General features: G+C 73.5%; 17 protein-coding genes and 1 pseudogene. 8 read left to right on the top strand and 10 right to left on the bottom strand.

Going from position 1 to position 16,097, the window contains the following annotated elements; translation table 11 throughout:
* Nucleotides 1–93 precede the first annotated feature (93 nt).
* Both C6361_RS38350 and C6361_RS27310 read right to left on the bottom strand, forming a co-directional pair.
* Entirely contained in the window at nucleotides 94–1,038 is a 945-nt protein-coding gene (locus C6361_RS38350) for a glycosyltransferase family 2 protein (RefSeq protein ID WP_107269443.1), read from the bottom strand.
* On the bottom strand, nucleotides 1,035–1,799 hold the full coding sequence (locus C6361_RS27310) for a DUF6071 family protein (protein WP_107262449.1): 765 nt from the start codon (nucleotides 1,797–1,799) through the stop codon (nucleotides 1,035–1,037). Before C6361_RS27310 ends, C6361_RS38350 begins: the two co-directional genes overlap by 4 nt.
* A gap of 195 nt (nucleotides 1,800–1,994) precedes the next feature.
* Here C6361_RS27310 and C6361_RS27305 point away from each other — a divergent pair, with 195 nt between their 5' ends.
* Nucleotides 1,995–3,227 (top strand): winged helix DNA-binding domain-containing protein, encoded by a 1,233-nt coding sequence (locus C6361_RS27305; protein ID WP_107269442.1) that lies wholly within the window; start codon nucleotides 1,995–1,997, stop codon nucleotides 3,225–3,227.
* Here the strand turns inward: C6361_RS27305 and C6361_RS27300 are convergent.
* Both C6361_RS27300 and C6361_RS27295 read right to left on the bottom strand, forming a co-directional pair.
* Complete coding sequence (locus tag C6361_RS27300) at nucleotides 3,205–4,443, bottom strand: MFS transporter (RefSeq protein WP_199853096.1); 1,239 nt, start codon at nucleotides 4,441–4,443, stop codon at nucleotides 3,205–3,207. The two genes, C6361_RS27305 and C6361_RS27300, sit on opposite strands and share 23 nt — an antisense overlap.
* A 43-nt stretch (nucleotides 4,444–4,486) precedes the next feature.
* Nucleotides 4,487–5,275: a TetR/AcrR family transcriptional regulator gene (locus tag C6361_RS27295; protein WP_234359030.1), complete on the bottom strand. Its 789-nt coding sequence runs from the start codon at nucleotides 5,273–5,275 to the stop codon at nucleotides 4,487–4,489.
* Nucleotides 5,276–5,363: 88 nt separating this feature from the next.
* Here C6361_RS27295 and C6361_RS27290 point away from each other — a divergent pair, with 88 nt between their 5' ends.
* The 3 genes from C6361_RS27290 (at nucleotide 5,364) to C6361_RS27280 (ending at nucleotide 8,405) form a co-directional block, all read left to right on the top strand.
* Nucleotides 5,364–6,404, top strand: coding sequence for an ATP-binding cassette domain-containing protein (locus C6361_RS27290; protein WP_107269440.1), 1,041 nt, complete (start codon nucleotides 5,364–5,366; stop codon nucleotides 6,402–6,404).
* Nucleotides 6,401–7,234: an ABC transporter permease gene (locus C6361_RS27285; RefSeq protein ID WP_107269439.1), complete on the top strand. Its 834-nt coding sequence runs from the start codon at nucleotides 6,401–6,403 to the stop codon at nucleotides 7,232–7,234. The genes C6361_RS27290 and C6361_RS27285 overlap by 4 nt, the downstream gene beginning before the upstream one ends.
* Before the next feature lie 208 nt (nucleotides 7,235–7,442).
* Nucleotides 7,443–8,405, top strand: a complete 963-nt coding sequence (locus C6361_RS27280; protein ID WP_107269438.1) for an alpha/beta fold hydrolase — start codon at nucleotides 7,443–7,445, stop codon at nucleotides 8,403–8,405.
* A gap of 13 nt (nucleotides 8,406–8,418) precedes the next feature.
* Here the strand turns inward: C6361_RS27280 and C6361_RS27275 are convergent, their stop codons facing one another.
* Nucleotides 8,419–8,706, bottom strand: coding sequence for a YciI family protein (locus tag C6361_RS27275; RefSeq protein WP_107261134.1), 288 nt, complete (start codon nucleotides 8,704–8,706; stop codon nucleotides 8,419–8,421).
* A 103-nt stretch (nucleotides 8,707–8,809) separates the two neighbouring features.
* Between C6361_RS27275 and C6361_RS27270 the strand changes: the two genes are divergently transcribed.
* Nucleotides 8,810–9,487: a Crp/Fnr family transcriptional regulator gene (locus tag C6361_RS27270; RefSeq protein ID WP_107261132.1), complete on the top strand. Its 678-nt coding sequence runs from the start codon at nucleotides 8,810–8,812 to the stop codon at nucleotides 9,485–9,487.
* 212 nt (nucleotides 9,488–9,699) lie between these two features.
* On the opposite strand, the gene C6361_RS27265 is transcribed toward C6361_RS27270, so the two are convergent.
* The 4 genes and pseudogenes from C6361_RS27265 to C6361_RS27250 all read right to left on the bottom strand — a co-directional run bounded on the left by C6361_RS27265 (nucleotide 9,700) and on the right by C6361_RS27250 (nucleotide 13,762).
* Complete coding sequence (locus tag C6361_RS27265; RefSeq protein WP_107271212.1) at nucleotides 9,700–10,632, bottom strand: NADP-dependent oxidoreductase; 933 nt, start codon at nucleotides 10,630–10,632, stop codon at nucleotides 9,700–9,702.
* 226 nt (nucleotides 10,633–10,858) lie between these two features.
* Nucleotides 10,859–11,581, bottom strand: a complete 723-nt coding sequence (locus C6361_RS27260; protein ID WP_107264270.1) for a methyltransferase domain-containing protein — start codon at nucleotides 11,579–11,581, stop codon at nucleotides 10,859–10,861.
* A gap of 189 nt (nucleotides 11,582–11,770) precedes the next feature.
* Nucleotides 11,771–12,019 (bottom strand): annotated as a pseudogene (locus tag C6361_RS27255) (hypothetical protein); the annotation flags it as partial.
* A 69-nt stretch (nucleotides 12,020–12,088) separates the two neighbouring features.
* The gene (locus tag C6361_RS27250) at nucleotides 12,089–13,762 is read right to left on the bottom strand and encodes an ABC-F family ATP-binding cassette domain-containing protein (RefSeq protein WP_107269437.1); all 1,674 of its coding nucleotides are present in this window, start codon (nucleotides 13,760–13,762) and stop codon (nucleotides 12,089–12,091) included.
* Between the two features lie 64 nt (nucleotides 13,763–13,826).
* On the opposite strand from C6361_RS27250, the gene C6361_RS27245 reads away from it, so the two are divergent.
* The 3 genes from C6361_RS27245 (at nucleotide 13,827) to C6361_RS27235 (ending at nucleotide 15,562) form a co-directional block, all read left to right on the top strand.
* Nucleotides 13,827–14,585 (top strand): ROK family protein, encoded by a 759-nt coding sequence (locus C6361_RS27245; RefSeq protein WP_107269436.1) that lies wholly within the window; start codon nucleotides 13,827–13,829, stop codon nucleotides 14,583–14,585.
* 289 nt (nucleotides 14,586–14,874) lie between these two features.
* A complete protein-coding gene (locus tag C6361_RS27240; protein ID WP_107261122.1) occupies nucleotides 14,875–15,243 on the top strand; it encodes a M48 family metallopeptidase in 369 nt (122 codons plus the stop codon).
* A gap of 64 nt (nucleotides 15,244–15,307) precedes the next feature.
* Nucleotides 15,308–15,562 (top strand): Smr/MutS family protein, encoded by a 255-nt coding sequence (locus tag C6361_RS27235; protein WP_101368268.1) that lies wholly within the window; start codon nucleotides 15,308–15,310, stop codon nucleotides 15,560–15,562.
* Between the two features lie 53 nt (nucleotides 15,563–15,615).
* Here the strand turns inward: C6361_RS27235 and C6361_RS27230 are convergent, their stop codons facing one another.
* Nucleotides 15,616–16,038: a GNAT family N-acetyltransferase gene (locus tag C6361_RS27230; protein WP_107269435.1), complete on the bottom strand. Its 423-nt coding sequence runs from the start codon at nucleotides 16,036–16,038 to the stop codon at nucleotides 15,616–15,618.
* Nucleotides 16,039–16,097 lie beyond the last annotated feature (59 nt).

Raw genomic sequence — 16,097 nt, 5'->3', positions numbered from 1 at the left:
CCGGACGACCGCTGGACCGGGGCGGACGGCGGGCCGGCCCGGGGCGACGTCCTCCCTGCCGGGCCGGTCCGGGGCGACGCCCGCCCTGCCGGGCTAGGGGAAGACGACCCGGTTGCGCAGGCTGCCGACGATCCGACCGCAGCGCATCGCGCACCGGGTCACCCAGACGGCGCGGGCTTTGCGGGAGCGGACCAGGTCGGGCAGGTGGCGCAGCAGCCAGCGCCACTCCCGGGCGGCCGGCCGGACCGAGCGGGGTAGCCCGGCGGCGGCGAAGTCGCGGTAGAGCCGGGGATGGCTGAGGCCGTACGAGTAGTACTGCCGGGCCATCTCCGGGAGCCGACGACGCAGCCGGTAGTGCACCACCGCGTCCGGCAGCGCCCCGATCGGGTACCCGGCGAGCTGCGCCCGCCAGAAGAAGCTGACCTCGTCCGAGCCGTACCGGTAGGCCGGGTCGAAGCCGCCCAGCTCCTCGAAGACGGTCCGGCGCACCCCGCAGTTGGCGCCGAGGGCGTACGGGAGGAAGTCGAATCCGGACTGGAGTGAGCCGGCCGGCTTCTCGGGGCGGGTGGCCAGCGAGACGTCGTCGTTGAGCAGCCGGCGTTCGACGTGTCCGCCGACGGCGGGGAACTCGGCGAGTCCGCGTACCATCCCGGCCACCCAGTCGGGCGCGACCACGTCGTCCTGGTCGCAGAAGAGCAGCAGTTCGCCCCGGCTCACCCGGCAGCCCTCGTTGCGGGCGTAGCTGGTGCCGGCCCGGGCGCCCGCCCGGTGCAGCCGGAGCCCGGGCAGCCGGTCGGCGAAGGCGGCGACGAGTTCCGGCGTACCGTCGGTGGAGCCGTTGTCGACCACGACGAGTTCCCAGCGTCCGGGGTAGGTCTGCCGGGCCAGCGCCGCGAGCTGCGCGCCGATGGTCGCCGCGCCGTTGCGGGCCGGCATGATCACCGAGACCAGCCCCGGCCCGGTCCGGACCGGCGGATCGGCCGCCGGGCCCGCCGTCGTCGAGGTCGTCGCCTGTACGGTCATCGCCTGTACGGTCATCGCCGGCTCCGTCCGGTCGGTGGGAAGCGCAGTCGCTCGTCGCCGCCGAGCCAGTGCGACATGGCGGCGGCGAAGTGCTGGTGCCCCTCCCGGAGCGGATGGTCCCAGTCGCCGAACGGCACCCGGCCGAAGACCATCTCCCGGAAGGTCTGCTCCGGCCGGGGCGGCAGCGTCCCGAAGACCAGGTCGGCGCGGAGCGCGCGCATCACCGGTACCGCCTCGGCCGGGACCGGGTCGGGCAGGATCTCCCAGGCGAACGCGAACCGGCTCGGCACGCCGCGACCGGTGAGGTGGTGCTCCAGCAGCAGCCAGTCGACGAAGAAGTTGACCGTCTCGCCGGTGGGGTTGAAGAGGTGCCGCAGGTACGCCTTCGACGGCTTGTCCCCCTCGGCGGCCTTCCAGTCGGCGACCCGCTGCCAGTGCAGCTCGCCGGGGAGCGCCGGGCGTACCCCGAGGTCGGGGCGGACCGGGCCGTCCTCGATCCCGCTGTCGTAGTACTCGTTGCGGCTCAGCGCGGTCCACATGTTGACGAAGAGGATCTGGTCGTAGTCGATCCCGTGCGCCGCCCGGATCGACTCCAGGTGCTGCACGGTGGTGCGGACGGCCCGCCGGTTGGAGCCGCCGTCGCAGGCCAGGTTGACCACGTCGATGCCGAGCTGTCGCCCGAGTACGGCCGGCCAGGCGTCCCGCTCCGGCTCGGCCAGTTCGGCGCCCCGGGCGAAGCTGCAACCGTTGGCCACGAGCAGCCGGATCGTGCTCATGCGGCCGACCTCCCCCGTCCCGTACCTGCGGACCCACGCCGTGGGAACGCTCCCACATGATGATGAAGGTAAATATATCCAGTACCGCCGAGGTGGGCAACGATGCGGCCGTGTCGGGGGATCTCGGTATGGTCTGGCTGCTGATCTGACCGGCGACAGGAAGTTGACAACCTCGATGACCGGGACGGGCTCCAGATGAACGCCCCAGTGCTGACCCGTCGGGCGCTCAACCGGGCCACCCTGCACCGTCAGCTCCTGCTGGCCCGCGCGGACCGGAGGCCGGCCGAGCTGCTGGAGCACCTGGTCGGCATGCAGGCCCAGACCCCGCACACCTGGTACGTCGGCTTCTGGAGCCGGCTGCGCGACTGCCGCCCCGAGGCGGTGGCGGAGCTGCTGACCACCCGGGAGGCGGTCCGGATCGCGCTGATGCGCTCGACCATCCACCTGGTCACCGCCGCCGACGCGCTGGCGCTGCGACCCCTGTTGCAGCCGGTGATCGAGCGCGGCACGGCGCACACCTACGGGCGGCGGCTGGCCGGCCTGCCCCGCGACGAGGTCGTCGCGGCCGGTCGCGAGCTGCTAGACGAGCGACCGCTGACTCTCGGGCAGCTCGGCACGGCACTGGGCAGGCGGTGGCCGGACCGCGATCCGGCCGCGCTGGCGCAGGCGGTCCGGGCCTGGGTGCCGCTGGTCCAGGTGCCGCCCCGGGGCGTCTGGGGCCGCAGCGCGCTCGCCGCGCACCAGAGCGTCGAGCACTGGCTCGGCGTCGCGCCGCCCCGGGCAGCCTCCGTCGAGGAAGCGGCCCGCTCCGTCGAGGAAGCGGCCCGCTCCGTCGAGGAAGCGGCCCGCTCCGTCGAGGAAGCGGCCCGCTCCGTCGAGGAAGCGGCCCGCTCCGTCGAGGGATCGGCCCGCTCGGTGGAGGAGCTGGTCCTGCGCTACCTGGCCGCCTTCGGCCCGGCCAGCGTGCGCGACGTGCAGGTCTGGTCCGGCCTGACCCGGCTCGCCGAGGTGCTGGAGCGGCTGCGCCCGAGCCTGGTCACCTTCCGCGACGAGAGCGGCGCCGAGCTTTTCGACCTGCCCGACGCCGTACGCCCCGACCCGGACGTTCCGGCGCCGCCCCGGTTCCTCTACGACTTCGACAACCTGCTGCTCTCGTACGCCGACCGGTCCCGGGTGCTCACCGACGAGTTCCGCGCCCGATCGGCCGTCCGAAACGGCCAACTGCCCCGGGGCCTCCTGCTCGACGGCGTCACCGCCGGCATCTGGACGACCGCCATCGAGCGGGACAGCGCCCTGCTCACCGTCGAGCCGTTCGCCCGACTCTCCGGTGTGGACGCCGAGGCGCTGACCGTCGAGGGGGTGGGCCTGCTCCGCTTCCTGGCCGGCGAGGAGTGCCGGCCCGAGGTCAGGATCGTGGCTCCGAACTGACCGGCTCGGCGGGGCGCGGCCGCTCCGGACGGGGCCGGACCGCTCCGGCGGCCAGCGCGACGAAGAGCGCGAGCAGGGCGGGGATCGCCAGGGCGCGGGGCAGCCCGGAGAGTTCGGCGACGCCGCCGATCACCACCGGTCCGACCAGGAAACCGAGGTACCCCAGGCCGGCGACCCGGGCCAGCGCTCGGCCGGCCTGACTCGGGTCCCGGTTGCCGGCGGCCGAGAAGACCTGCGGCGCGATGCAGGACAGGCCGGCACCGAGGCAGCCGAATCCGAGCAATCCGGCGACCGGGTGGTCGAGCACGAGCGCGCCGCCGAGCCCGACGGCGGCGAGGATCCCGCAGCCGCGTACCAGGACGACCGGGCCAAGGGCGGCGGCCAGCCGGTCGCCGACGAGCCGGCCGGCGGTCATCATGATCGAGAATGCCGCGAACGCGGCGGCGGCGAAGCCGGGGTCGCTGCCCAGGTTGTCGCGCAGATACACGGTGCTCCAGTCGGCGGCGGCGCCCTCGCCGACCAGGCAACAGAATGCCAGTACGCCGAGGAACAGCACCCCCGGCGGCTCCCGCCGCGCCACGGTGTCGCTCTCGGCGGCGGCGTCGGCGGATGTGGCGGTCGGCGGCGTCCCGGCCTGCCCGGCGTGTGGCAGTGCCCAGCGGGCGCCCCAGGTGGCGAGACCGAGCGCGACCAGCGCGGTCGTCCACAGCGTGGCGACGACGCTGGCGTCGGCGCGGGCGAAGAGCCCGCCGAGCGCCGCACCGAGGAAACCGCCGATGCTGTAGACCGCGTGGCACGACGAGAGCATCGGGCGACCCCGCGCGCGCTCCACCTCGACCGCGTTGGCGTTCATCGCGATGTTGAGGGTGCCGTGCACCGTGCCGAAGACGAAGAGCGCCAGGGTCAGCGTGCCGAGGTTGCCGGCGTAGCCGGGCAGCAGCAGGCAGCCGCCCTCGGCGAAGGCCACCGGCAGCATCACCCGGACGCTGCCGTACCGGTCGACCAGGCGCCCGGTGAACTGCATGCCGGTGATGGCGCCGGCGGCGAGCCCGAGCAGGCCGACGCTGAGCTGGCCGTCGCTCAGCCCCAGACTCTCCTTGACCGCGGGGATCCGGGCCGTCCAGGTGCCGATCGCCATCCCGAAGAGCAGGAAGAGCAGCGACACCGCGACCCGGCCACGGCGCAGCGCGGCGGGGTCGTCGAGGGACGGCGGCACGTCACCCCCAGCGGGAACCGGAAAGGATCTCAGCCAACACCCGTCAGGGTCGCTCGGCAAGCCCCTGTTGCCCGGCCCGGCTCCGGACGAACGCCTCGATCCCGTCCAGCACTCGTTGCAGCCCGAACTCGAACGACCGGGCCGGGTCGGCCGGGGCGTCGTGCTCGGCACCGGCCGCCGCGCCGACCCGGGCCGCCACGGGGTAGCGCTCGGCGTCGAAGACCTGCTCCAGCAGGGGTGCGAAGCGCTCCCACCACTCCTGCACGGTCATCCCGGTGCGGCGCTGCATCTGGGCGGCCTCCACGGCGCCGCGTACCGCGCCGTGCACGTAGTCGGAGACCAGGCCGACCAGGAGGTCCATCTCGATGTCGGTCAGGCCGAGCCCGGCGACGACGGTGAGCTCCCGGTCGTACTTGGCCACCGAGTTGGGGCCGAGCACCGGAAGGCTGGTCGCGACCTGGAGCAGCCAGGGGTGCCGGAGGTAGCGGTCCCAGTTCTCCCGGGCCAGCCGTTCGAGCCGGCTCCGCCAGTCGCCCTGGTCGTCCTCCGGGGTGGCGGCCCGGGCATGCACGGTGTCGAACATCACGTCGATCAGCTCGGCCTTGCCCGGCACGTACGTGTACAGCGACATCGCGGTGACCCCGAGCTCGTCGGCGACCCGCCGCATGGAGAGCGCCGGCAGCCCCTCGGCGTCGGCGATCTCGATCGCCGCCTGGACGATCTGGTCCACCGTGAGCTTGGGTTTCGGTCCCCGGCGCGGGCGTTCCGGCCCGCCCCAGAGCAGTTCCATGCTCCGCTTCGGGTCGCCACTGCCGCTGTACTCCGTCGTCACCTCGCCATTCTCCCCGGACTTGAATTCCTTACAGCGTACGCTATAGTTGCGCGTCAACTCTATACGGTGTACATGATTTGGGGTGGTCATGCACGACAACGCTCTCGCGATCCGGACCGAGGGGCTGCGCAAGCGGTACGGCGACCGGCTCGCCCTGGACGGGCTCGACCTGCACGTCCCCACCGGTACGGTGCACGGCCTGCTCGGGCCGAACGGCGCCGGCAAGACCACGGCGGTACGCATCCTCGCCACCCTGCTCCGGTTCGACGCCGGACGGGCCGAGGTGGCCGGCTACGACGTGGCCCGCCAGCCCGACCAGGTCCGCTACCGGATCGGGCTGGTCGGCCAGCACGCGGCGGTCGACGAGATCCTCTCCGGCCGGCAGAACCTGGCGATGTTCGGCCGGCTCTACCACCTGCCCGGTGCCGTCGCCGACCGTCGGGCGGACGAACTGCTGGACCGGTTCGGCCTGGCCGACACCGGTGACCGGCCGGTCGGCCGGTACTCGGGCGGGGTGCGGCGCCGGCTCGACCTGGCCGCCGGGCTGATCCTGGCCCCGCCGGTGCTCTTCCTCGACGAGCCGACGACCGGGCTGGACCCGCGCGGACGCAACGAGGTCTGGGAGGCGGTACGGGCCCTGGTGGACGCCGGTACGACGGTGCTGCTCACCACCCAGTACCTCGACGAGGCCGACCAGCTCGCCGACCGGATCTCGGTCGTCGACGCCGGTCGGATCGTCGCCGACGGTACGCCGGACGCCCTGAAGAGCCGGCTCGGCGGCGACCGGATCGACGTACTCCTGCACCGGCTCGACGACCTGCCGGCGGCGGCCACGCTGCTCGGCCGGATCGCCGACGGTCCCGTCGAACGCGACGACGACGAGCGGCGGATCAGCGCGCCGGTACGGGACCGGATCGGCACCCTCACCGCGCTGGTACGCGGCCTGGACGAGCACGGCATCGCGGCCGAGGACATCGCGCTGCGCCGGCCGACCCTGGACGAGGTCTTCCTGCACCTCACCGGCAGCCGCACCAGCACCGGCACCCGACCCTCGAATCCAAAGCCCGGCGAACTCCACATTGGGCCCGGCGGGCGGACCGACGACGAGCAGCGGAAGGTGGCACCTTGACCACGACGACGACGATCCCGTCCCCGCCCGGGCAGGGCCGGCACCGGCTGCGCTGGGCGGTCGCGGACGGTTGGACGATCACCCGCCGCGACCTGGCGCACTGGGCCAGGCAACCGGTGCAGGTCGTCCTCGGACTGCTCTTCCCGATCATGGTGGTACTGATGTTCGGCTACCTGTTCGGCGGCGGCATGGCGCTGCCGGGCGGCGGCGACTACCGGGAGTTCCTGATGCCGGGCATGTTCGCGATGACCATGCTCTTCGGCATCGAGTCCACCTACACCGCGGTCGCCACCGACGCGTCCCGGGGGATCACCGACCGCTTCCGGGCGATGCCGATGGCCCGCTCGGCGGTGGTGGTCGGCCGCTGCGCCGCCGACCTGCTCAACGCCGCCCTCGGCCTGGCGGTGATGGTCGGCTGTGGACTCGCGGTCGGCTGGCGCTGGCACGGTGGCCTGGCCTCCGCACTGGCCGGCTTCGGACTGCTCCTGCTGCTCCGGTTCGCGGTGCTCTGGGCCGGCATCTACCTCGCGCTGCTGTTGCGCAACCCGGAGGCCGTGGTCGCGATGCAGATCCTGGTCTGGCCGGTGCTGTTCCTCTCCAACGCACTCGTCTCGCCGGAGACCATGCCGGGCTGGCTCGGGGCGGTGGCCGAGGCGAACCCGCTCTCCGCGACGATCTCCGCCACCCGGGAACTCTTCGGCAACCCGGGCTGGGGCGGTGACTCCTGGACCGGTCGGCACGCCGTCGCGCTGGCGCTGGGCTGGCCGGTACTGCTGACTGCGATCTTCCTGCCGCTCTCGGTACGTCGCTACCGGCAGCTCGACCACTAGCCGGTGGCCCGCCGGCCGTACGGTCCGCCACGCGCGGTCGTACGGCCGGCTCGGCCGGGGTTGGGGCAGCCGGTCAGGGGTATCCGGCAGCGGACGGTCGAGCCGCGGCGAGATCGCGAACCGCCGTCACCGGACGGCAAGCGCCGAGATCGGAACAGGACCAGCCAGGCCGGAAGCGAAGCGGCCACCGAACGCGGAAGAGGACATCATGCCCCTTCTCCCCGCTGAACCGACCCGACCCGACACCGTCGTGCTGATCCACGGCCTCTGGCTGACCTCCCGGAGTTGGGAGCACTGGGCCGACCGGTACCGCGCCGCCGGGTTCCAGGTGCTGACGCCGGCCTGGCCCGGCATGGACTCCGACGTCGAGGCGTTGCGCCGCGACTCCGCCCCGATCGCCGAGTTGACCTCGGACCAGATCGTCGACCACTACGAGCGGATCATCCGGGACCTGCCCACCCCGCCGATCATCATGGGGCACTCGTTCGGCGGCGCGTTCGCCCAGATGCTGCTGGACCGGGGGCTGGGTGCGGCCGGAGTCGCGATCGACTCGGCGGCGGTCAAGGGAGTGGTCCGGCTGCCGCTCTCCACGCTCCGGGCCAGCCTGCCGGTGCTGCGCAACCCGGCGAACCGGCACCGGGCCGTACCGCTGAGTCTGGACGAGTTCCACTACGCCTTCACCAACACGATGTCCCGGGCCGAGGCGGAACGGGTCTACCGGCGCTACCACGTACCGGCCGCCGGACACGTGCTCTTCGAGGCGGCGCTGGCGAACCTGAACCCCCGGGCCGCGATGCGGGTGGACTTCGGCAACGAGCGGCGGGCGCCGCTGCTGCTGATCGCCGGCGGCGCCGACCGGGTGGTACCGCCGTCGGTCACCAAGGCGACCGCCGGCCGCTACCGGAAGTCCACCGCGGTCACCGGGTACAAGGAGTTTCCCGGCCGGCCGCACTACACGGTGGGCCAGCCCGGCTGGGAAGAGGTCGCCGACTACGCGCTCAACTGGGCCGTGTCGGCCGCGCAGCCGAGGCAGCCGCAGTCCGGCCAGCCGCAGTCCGGCCAGCCGCAGTCCGGCCAGCCGCAGTCCGGCCAGCCGCAGTCCGGCCAGCCGCAGTCCGGCCAGCCGCAGTCCGGCCAGCCGCAGTCCGGCCAGCCGCGCTCCGGCCGGTAGCGGACGGCGTGGTTCAGGCGGCGCCCCCGAGGCTCGCCGGGCCGCCGACGACCGGCGTCCAGGGCCGCACCGCGACCACGCTGACCCCGGGTGCCCGGTAGTAGGGGTCGGCGTCCAGAGCCTCCCGTACCGCCGGTTCGTCCGCGTCGAAGAGCAGCAGGGCGCCGGAGTCGTCCGCCCACGGGCCGGCCGCCAGCAGGCCGCCCTCGGCGTGCAGCCGGGCCAGTAGTTCCCGGTGGGCCGGCCGGGCCGCCAGTCGGGCGGAGGGGTCGCCGGTGAAGCGCAGTTCCACAACGATCATGTGCAGACCCTACGGCCGCCCGAGGGGTGGCCGCAGTAACCGCTGATACAGCCGCTCCACACCGGGCGCGGCGCCGTCCCGGCCCGTCGGGAAGAATTCAGGGATGGAAGCGACGGACCTGCGACGACTCGCCGACGTACCCGTCTTCGCCGGGCTCGGGCCGGCGCGGCTACGCCGGCTGCTCGACCGTTCCGCGCCGCGAACCGTCCGGCCCGGCGTGGTGCTGGCGGTACGCGGACAGCCCGCCGAGCACGTGATCGTGGTGGAGGCGGGCACCCTGACCGGGGTGCACGAGACGGCCGACGGGAAGCGGCTGCGGCTCGGCGACTTCGTCGGCCCGTGCGCGGTCGACAAGAGCGCGGTGCTGGACGGCGGCGGGTACACGGCGACCTGGCTGGCCGCCACCGTGTTGCGCTACCGGCTGGTGCCGGCCGGCGAGCTGCTCCGGCTGATCGACGACGTACCGGCGGTGCGGCGGCACGTACTCGGACACCTGGCCGGCCGGCTGCGGGACCGGCAGGCGGAGCTGGTGCGCACCTCGTACGCCGATGCCGGGACCCGGGTGGCGGCCTGGCTCGTCGCGGCGGCCGGCCGGAGCGGGCGCCGGGTGCCGCTCCCCGGCGCGCAGCAGGGGCTGGCGGAGTCGGTCGGGATGACCCGGGTGACGGTCAACCGGGCGCTGCGGACCCTCGCCGACGCCGGGCTGGTCCGGGTCGAGCCGGGTGCGGTGGTGGTGCTGGCACCCGAACTCCTGGCGGCGCGCGCCACGGCGGCGAGCTGACGGGCGTGCCGCGGCCGGCCCCGACCGACAGGCTGGCAACGGGCCGCCTGGCGAGCGACGGGCCGGCGGTGGCGCGGCTGGCGGGCGCCAGGCCGGCGACGACGCGGCTGGCGAGCGACAGGCCGGTGGTGGCGTGCCCGGGAGGCGCACAGGCCGGTGCGACGGTGGGCCGGCGCGGTGCGCGGCTGGCGGGTGCCGGGTCGGTCGGGCCGCTATCCGGCCGAGCCGATCGCCACGGCGAGCTTGCCGACGGTACCGCTGTTGTTGAAGTCGGCGAACGCCTGCGGAACCTCGTCCAGCAGATAGGTGCGGGCGATGGAGGGGCGCAGCCGGTCGGCGGCGGCCTCGGTGGCGAGGTGGTCGAGCACGATCCGGTCCGGGATCGCCTCGATCGCGGTGACGTTCAGCGGCCGGTCGCCGAGCTGCTCGGCACTCACCCCCAGGGTGGAGGAGAACTTGCCCTCCGGGGTGACCAGGTCGGCGATCAGCTCCGGGTCACCGGCCAGGTGCACGGCGCTGTCCACGCCGTTCGGGGCGAGCTGGCGGACCTGCGCGGCCAGGTCGGCCCGGTGGTCCACGGTGTGCGCGGCGCCGAGTTCGTGCAGCAGGTCGGCGGCGGGGCCGGCCTCGGCGGTGGCGATCACCGTGGCTCCCCGGGCGGCGGCGAGCTGGACGGCGTAGTGGCCCACCCCGCCGGTGGCCCCGGAGATCAGCACCGTCTCGCCGTGCCCCGGCGTGACCGCGTCCACGCTGGCCAGCGCGGCGACCCCGGCCAGGCCGAGCACCCCGGCGGCCCGGTAGTCGACCCCGGCGGGCAGCGGCGCGAGGCCGATCTCCTCCGGTACGACCACGTACTCGCCGAACGAGCCGTCGCCGAGCCCGGGCTTGGCCACCACCCCGAAGACCTTCTCGCCGGGCATGAACCCGCTGACGCCCGGACCGACCTCGGTCACGATGCCGGAGAAGTCCCGGCCGAGCACCACCGGAAACTGGTGCTCGATCTCGCCCGCCAGGAAGCCTCCGGCGAGCTTGGCGTCGAAGCCGTTCAGGGACGAGGCCTGTACCTCGATTTTCACCTCGCCGTCCCCGGGCGTCGGCTCCGGCATCTCCCGGACCTCCGGCATGGCCCCAAAGGACTCAGACATCACGGCACGCATCTACCGGCCCTCCCCCGAACGCTTCACCCGCTCCGACACCGGTGCTTTCCCGCCGGGCTGCGCTACATGCCTTCCGGCTCGCCCGGTACCTGCGCGCTGCGGGCCGGAGACGACGGCGGGCCAGGCCGGTCCGGCCCCGGCCAGCGACGACGTGGACCGTCTCGGCGACCGACGGGTACGAGATCCGCGACCGGCGGCCCTGGAGCCGGCCGGCTCAGTCGAAGAACCGGGCCAGGTGGCCGGGGTCCGGGCCGGGGTCGTCCGGGCCCAGCGGAGTCAGGTCGGCGAAGATCGACGCGCCGTCGCAGCCGGCGTGCAGCGGATACCACCGGGGCGCACCGGGATGGCGCTGGCAGATGTGCTTGATCGTCTGCACGTCCAGCAGGCGTACGTGGGTCGGGTCGGCGACCGCGTTGACATGGCCCCACCAGGGGCTCATCACGTGCAGTACGCCACCGGGCCGGAGTACCCGATGGCACTCGTCGACCAGGGTCAGGAAGTCGATCAGGTGCTCCAGGATGTGCACCGTGAAGATCACGTCGACCGAGTCGCCGGCCAGCGGCAACGGGCCGGAGAGATCGGCCTGGGCGTCCACCCCCGGGGCCACCCGCAGGTCGAGACCGAGGTTGCCGGGGTACTGCTTCGCGGCGCCGCAGCCGAGATCCATCACCACCGGGTCCCGGCCGGCCACCCGTACCCGGGACCAGACGGCGAGTACGCCGTCGAGCCGGCCGACGAGTCGCCGGATCAGCGCCAGCTCGTCCCGGTCGGCCGCATCGCCGGTCAGGTGTGCGACGCCCCGGTCGAACCGTACCTCCACCGCCGTGCCGCGCAGCCGGTCGTCGTGCTTGACGAGGTCGGCGTAGGCCATGCCGAGGAACTCGTCGATCGCCCGCAACCGTTCCCCGGAGGGCGCCCTGTGCAGTTGCGCGACCATCACCACCTCCCGGACGCCGGCTACCCGGAATCGTCCGGTCTACGCCTCGCCTCACCCGCTGGCGGCTGCACGCCTGATCCGGTGGCGGCTGCACGCCTCACCCGGTGGAGGGTGCACGCCTCACCCGGTGCTGGCGCGTCGGCCGGCCCGCCCCAGGTTGCGCATCCTCGGCCGGGAGGCGACCGCCCGGAGTACCCGTTTGAGGTGGTAACGGTGCAGTTCGGCGCTGCCCTGCATGTTGCCGTCCTCGGTCACCGAGACCAGCTCCCAACCCTGGGCACCGGCCCGGTTGAGGTGGGCGAGCGCGGTGTCCCCGTACGGGGAGACGTCGAGCACGGCGCCATCCGGGCCGTACCAGGTGTAAGCGAGTTCCCAGCCGGTGTCGTCGAGCCGGGGCTGGCGCCGACGCACCAACAGGGCGTACTCCCATCTGAGCATGGAGTAGTTCTTGCCCAGCCGGGCGGCGGCAGAAACGGGGATCGATGCGGCGCTCGCCGGGACTCTCGTTCAGCGGCGGCGCCGCCGTTCGGCGGTCGCGCGCCGGATCTCCTCGGTGACCCGGCCGCCGTCGACCCGGACGTGCCGGTCGGCCCGGACCGTCTCCAGCATCCGGCGGTCGTGGGTGACCAGCAACAGCGTTCCCGGGTACGACTCCAGCGCCGATTCGAGCTGCTCGATCGCCGGCAGGTCGAGGTGGTTGGTCGGCTCGTCCAGGACCAGGAGGTTCACTCCCCGGGCCTGGAGCAGGGCCAGCGCCGCCCGGGTCCGCTCGCCCGGCGAGAGGGTGTCGGCGGGCCGCAGCACGTGCGCGGCGCGCAGCCCGAACTTGGCCAGCAGGGTCCGCACGTCGGCCGGGTTCAGCTCCGGTACGGCGGCGCCGAAGGCGTCCAGCAGCGGCTCGCCGCCGACGAAGAGTCCCCGGGCCTGGTCGACCTCGCCGACCACCACCCCCGGGCCGAGCGAGCCGTGCCCGTCGTCCAGCGGCAGCCGGCCCAGCAGGGCGGCGAGCAGCGTCGACTTCCCCGAGCCGTTGGCGCCGGTGATCACCACTCGGTCGGCCCAGTCCACCTGGAGGTCGACCGGGCCGAGGGTGAAGTCGCCGCGCCGGACGAGGGCACCGCGCAGCGCCGCCACCACCGCACCGGCCCGGGGCGCGGCGGCGATCTCCATCTTGAGCTGCCACTCCTTGCGCGGCTCCTCGACCACGTCCAACCGCTCGATCAGCCGTTCGGTCTGCCGGGCCTTGGCGGCCTGCTTCTCGGTCGCCTCGGTCCGGAACTTCCGGCCGATCTTGTCGTTGTCGGTCGCCTTCCGCCGGGCGTTCTTGACGCCCTTCTCCATCCAGGCCCGCTGGGACCGGGCCCGGGCCTCCAGTGCGGCGCGGGTGTCGGCGTACTCCTCGTAGTCGGCACGGGCGTGCCGGCGCGCCACCTCGCGCTCCTCCAGGTAGGCCGCGTAGCCGCCGCCGTAGTGCCGTACCTGCTGCTGGTGCAGGTCGAGTTCGAGGACCCGGGTCACCGTCCGGGTCAGGAACTCGCGATCGTGGCTGACCAGTACCGTGCCGGCGCGCAGCCCGGTGACGAACTCCTCCAGCCGGTCCAGGCCGGCCAGGTCGAGATCGTTGGTCGGCTCGTCGAGCAGGAAGATGTCGTAGCGGCTGAGCAGCAGCGACGCCAGTCCCGCCCGGGCCGCCTGACCGCCGGAGAGCGCCGTCATCGGCTGCTCCAGGTCGACCGCCAGCCCCAGTTCGGCGGCGATCTGGTCGGCCCGCTCGGCCAGGTCGGCGCCGCCGAGGGCGAGCCAGCGCTCCAGCGCGGTCGCGTACCGGTCGTCGGCCCCGTGGACGCCGTCGGTCAGCGCCTCGGTCGCGGCGTCGAGTTCGGCCTGCGCGGCGGTCACCCCGGTACGCCGGCCGAGGAAGGCCCGGACCGTCTCGCCCAGGCGCCGGTCGGGTTCCTGCGGCAGGTGGCCGACGCTCGCCGACGGCGGGTTGAGGGCCAGGGTGCCGTGTTCGAGCGGTTGCAGCCCGGCCAGGGTACGCAGCAGCGTGGACTTGCCCGCGCCGTTGACCCCGACGACCCCGATCACGTCACCGGGGGCGACGACGAGTTCGAGGTCGGCGAAGAGGACCCGGTCGCCGTGTCCGGCGGCGAGGTCCTTGGCGATCAGTGTGGCGCTCATGAGAGTTCAGATGCTATCCGCCCGGGCAGGTGCGACCCGGCGGTGGAGGAGCAGACTGATCCCTGTGATGACCACGTTGGCGATCGACTGCGGCGGTGGCGGCATCAAGGCGTCCGTACTCGACGACGCCGGCACGATGCGTACCCGGCCGCTGCGGGTGCCGACCCCGTACCCGTTGCCGACCGCGCTCTTCGTCAAGACCCTGCTCGCGCTCGGCGGCCGGCTGCCGGCGGCGGACCGGGTCACCGTCGGGATGCCCGGGATGCTCCGGCACGGCGTCGTGGTGGCCACCCCGCACTACGTCACCCGGGCCGGGCCGCGCACGAAGCCCGACCCGGAGCTGGTCGCCGAGTGGTCCGGCTTCGACGTGCGCAGTGCGCTCACCGACGCGTTCGGGCTGCCGACGTTGGTGCTCAACGACGCCGAGGTGCACGGCGCCGGGGTGGTCGCCGGGACTGGCCTGGAACTGGTGCTGACCCTCGGCACCGGGCTGGGCTGCGCGCTCTTCGACGGCGGGCAGCTCGCCCCGCACCTGGAGCTGTCGCAGGCGCCGGTGCGGTGGGGGATGAGCTACGACACCTACATCGGTGAGCACGAGCGGCGCCGGCTCGGCGACGCGTTCTGGTCCCGCCGGGTCCGGGGCGTGGTGGACGGGCTGCGCCCGGTCTTCCTCTGGGACCGGCTCTATCTGGGCGGCGGCAACTCCCGGCTGGTCCGGCCGGAGCAGCTGGCCCGGATGGGCGACGACGTGGTGGTGGTGCCGAACAGCGCCGGCATCATCGGCGGGGTACGCGCCTGGGAGCTGCGCCCCGGCTGGCGTTGACGGAGCTCACCTGGCCTTCCACCGGCAGCGCGGCGAAGGCGGGCTGCCGGCGCGCCTAGACGATCACGACGCTCCGGCTGCCGCGGTACCCGAGCCGCTGTCGACCTGGACACCAAGGGCGTTATCCGGCGCGGATGACGCACCGGATGTCCAGGTCGACAGCGGGCGCCCGAGCGCGGCGGCGGGCAGGCCGCCGGCCTCACGATCTCGTGGATCGGAACAGTCGCGGTACTGGCGGTGTTGTGCCAGCGTCGGGGGAAAGTAGTCGCGACACGAGGAGGTGGGTCTAGTGGATCTTCTGGCCGAGTACCGGCGGGCGACCATGTACTTCGAGACCGGGGACCCGTCCGGGGCTGCCCGGTTGCTGGAGCCCATCGTCGAGGCCGAGCCGGACAACGCCTCCGTACGCCAGTTGCTGGCCCGGGCGTACTTCCAGACGGCCCAGCTCGCCCGGGCCGAGGAGCAGTTGCGCACCCTGGTGCAGCGCGACCCGAGCGACCACTACGCGCACCACGTGCTGGGCCGCACCCTGGAGCGGGTCGGCCGCCCGGAGGAGGCCCTCCGGCACCTCCGGATCGCCGCCGCGATGTACGCGGAGAACGACGACTACCGGATCGCCCTGGAGCGGGTCGAGACCCGGGTCGGCGGTCGACGGTGACCGCCGGTCCGCTGCTGCGCCTACGATCGGGTGCCATGGACGCTGCCCGGCCGGTGACCCGCCGATGAAACTCAAGCTCGACCTGCACGACATCTTCAACAAGGGTCACGACATCGACCGGGCGCTGCGCGGGATCATGGACGAGGCGGTGGCCAAGAAGGCGACCATGGTCGAGATCATCCCGGGCAAGGGGTCGGGGCAGCTCAAGAAGCGGGTGCTGCGCTTCCTCGACCAGAAGGAGATCAAGCAGCTCTACCACCGGGTCGAGAAGGACTCCAAGAACTTCGGCCGCCTCTTCGTACACTTCCGCTGGAAGTAGGGGGCGGCGTTCTCGGATCGCCGGCACTCACGGTGGCTTGACATCACCGGCACTCACAGTGGCTTGACCCAGCGCGACCACTCGGCCTGCGGCTGGTAGCCCAGCGCCCGCCAGGCCCGGTGCGCCAGCGCGTTGTCGTCGAGCACCATCGCGTCGACCCGGCCAGCGCCGAGCTGCCGGAACCGTTCCTCCGCCGTCTCCACCAGCAGCCGCCCGACCCCCTGGCCACGGCATTCCGGCACCACCGCCAGCCGGTAGAGGTGACACCGCCACCCGTCGAATCCCGCGACGACCGAGCCGACCAGCGCCGGGCCGCGTACGGCGAGGATCAGCGCCTCGGGGTCGCGCGCGACGAGCCGGTGCACGGCCGCCGCCGTGTCGACCGGCCGGTGCGCGTCCTCGGCCGCCCTCTGCCACAGGTCGAGTACGGCCGGAACGTCGGCGGCATCCGCCGTCCGCAGGGTCACGTCAGCCACGGGAAGCACCGTAGGTCACAGCCTGCGGCACCGTAAGGGCGGCCCTGCGGCACCGTAAG

The sequence above is a fragment of the Plantactinospora sp. BC1 genome (assembly GCF_003030345.1).
GTDB lineage: Bacteria > Actinomycetota > Actinomycetes > Mycobacteriales > Micromonosporaceae > Plantactinospora.
This window is presented reverse-complemented; position numbering and strand designations above follow the sequence as displayed.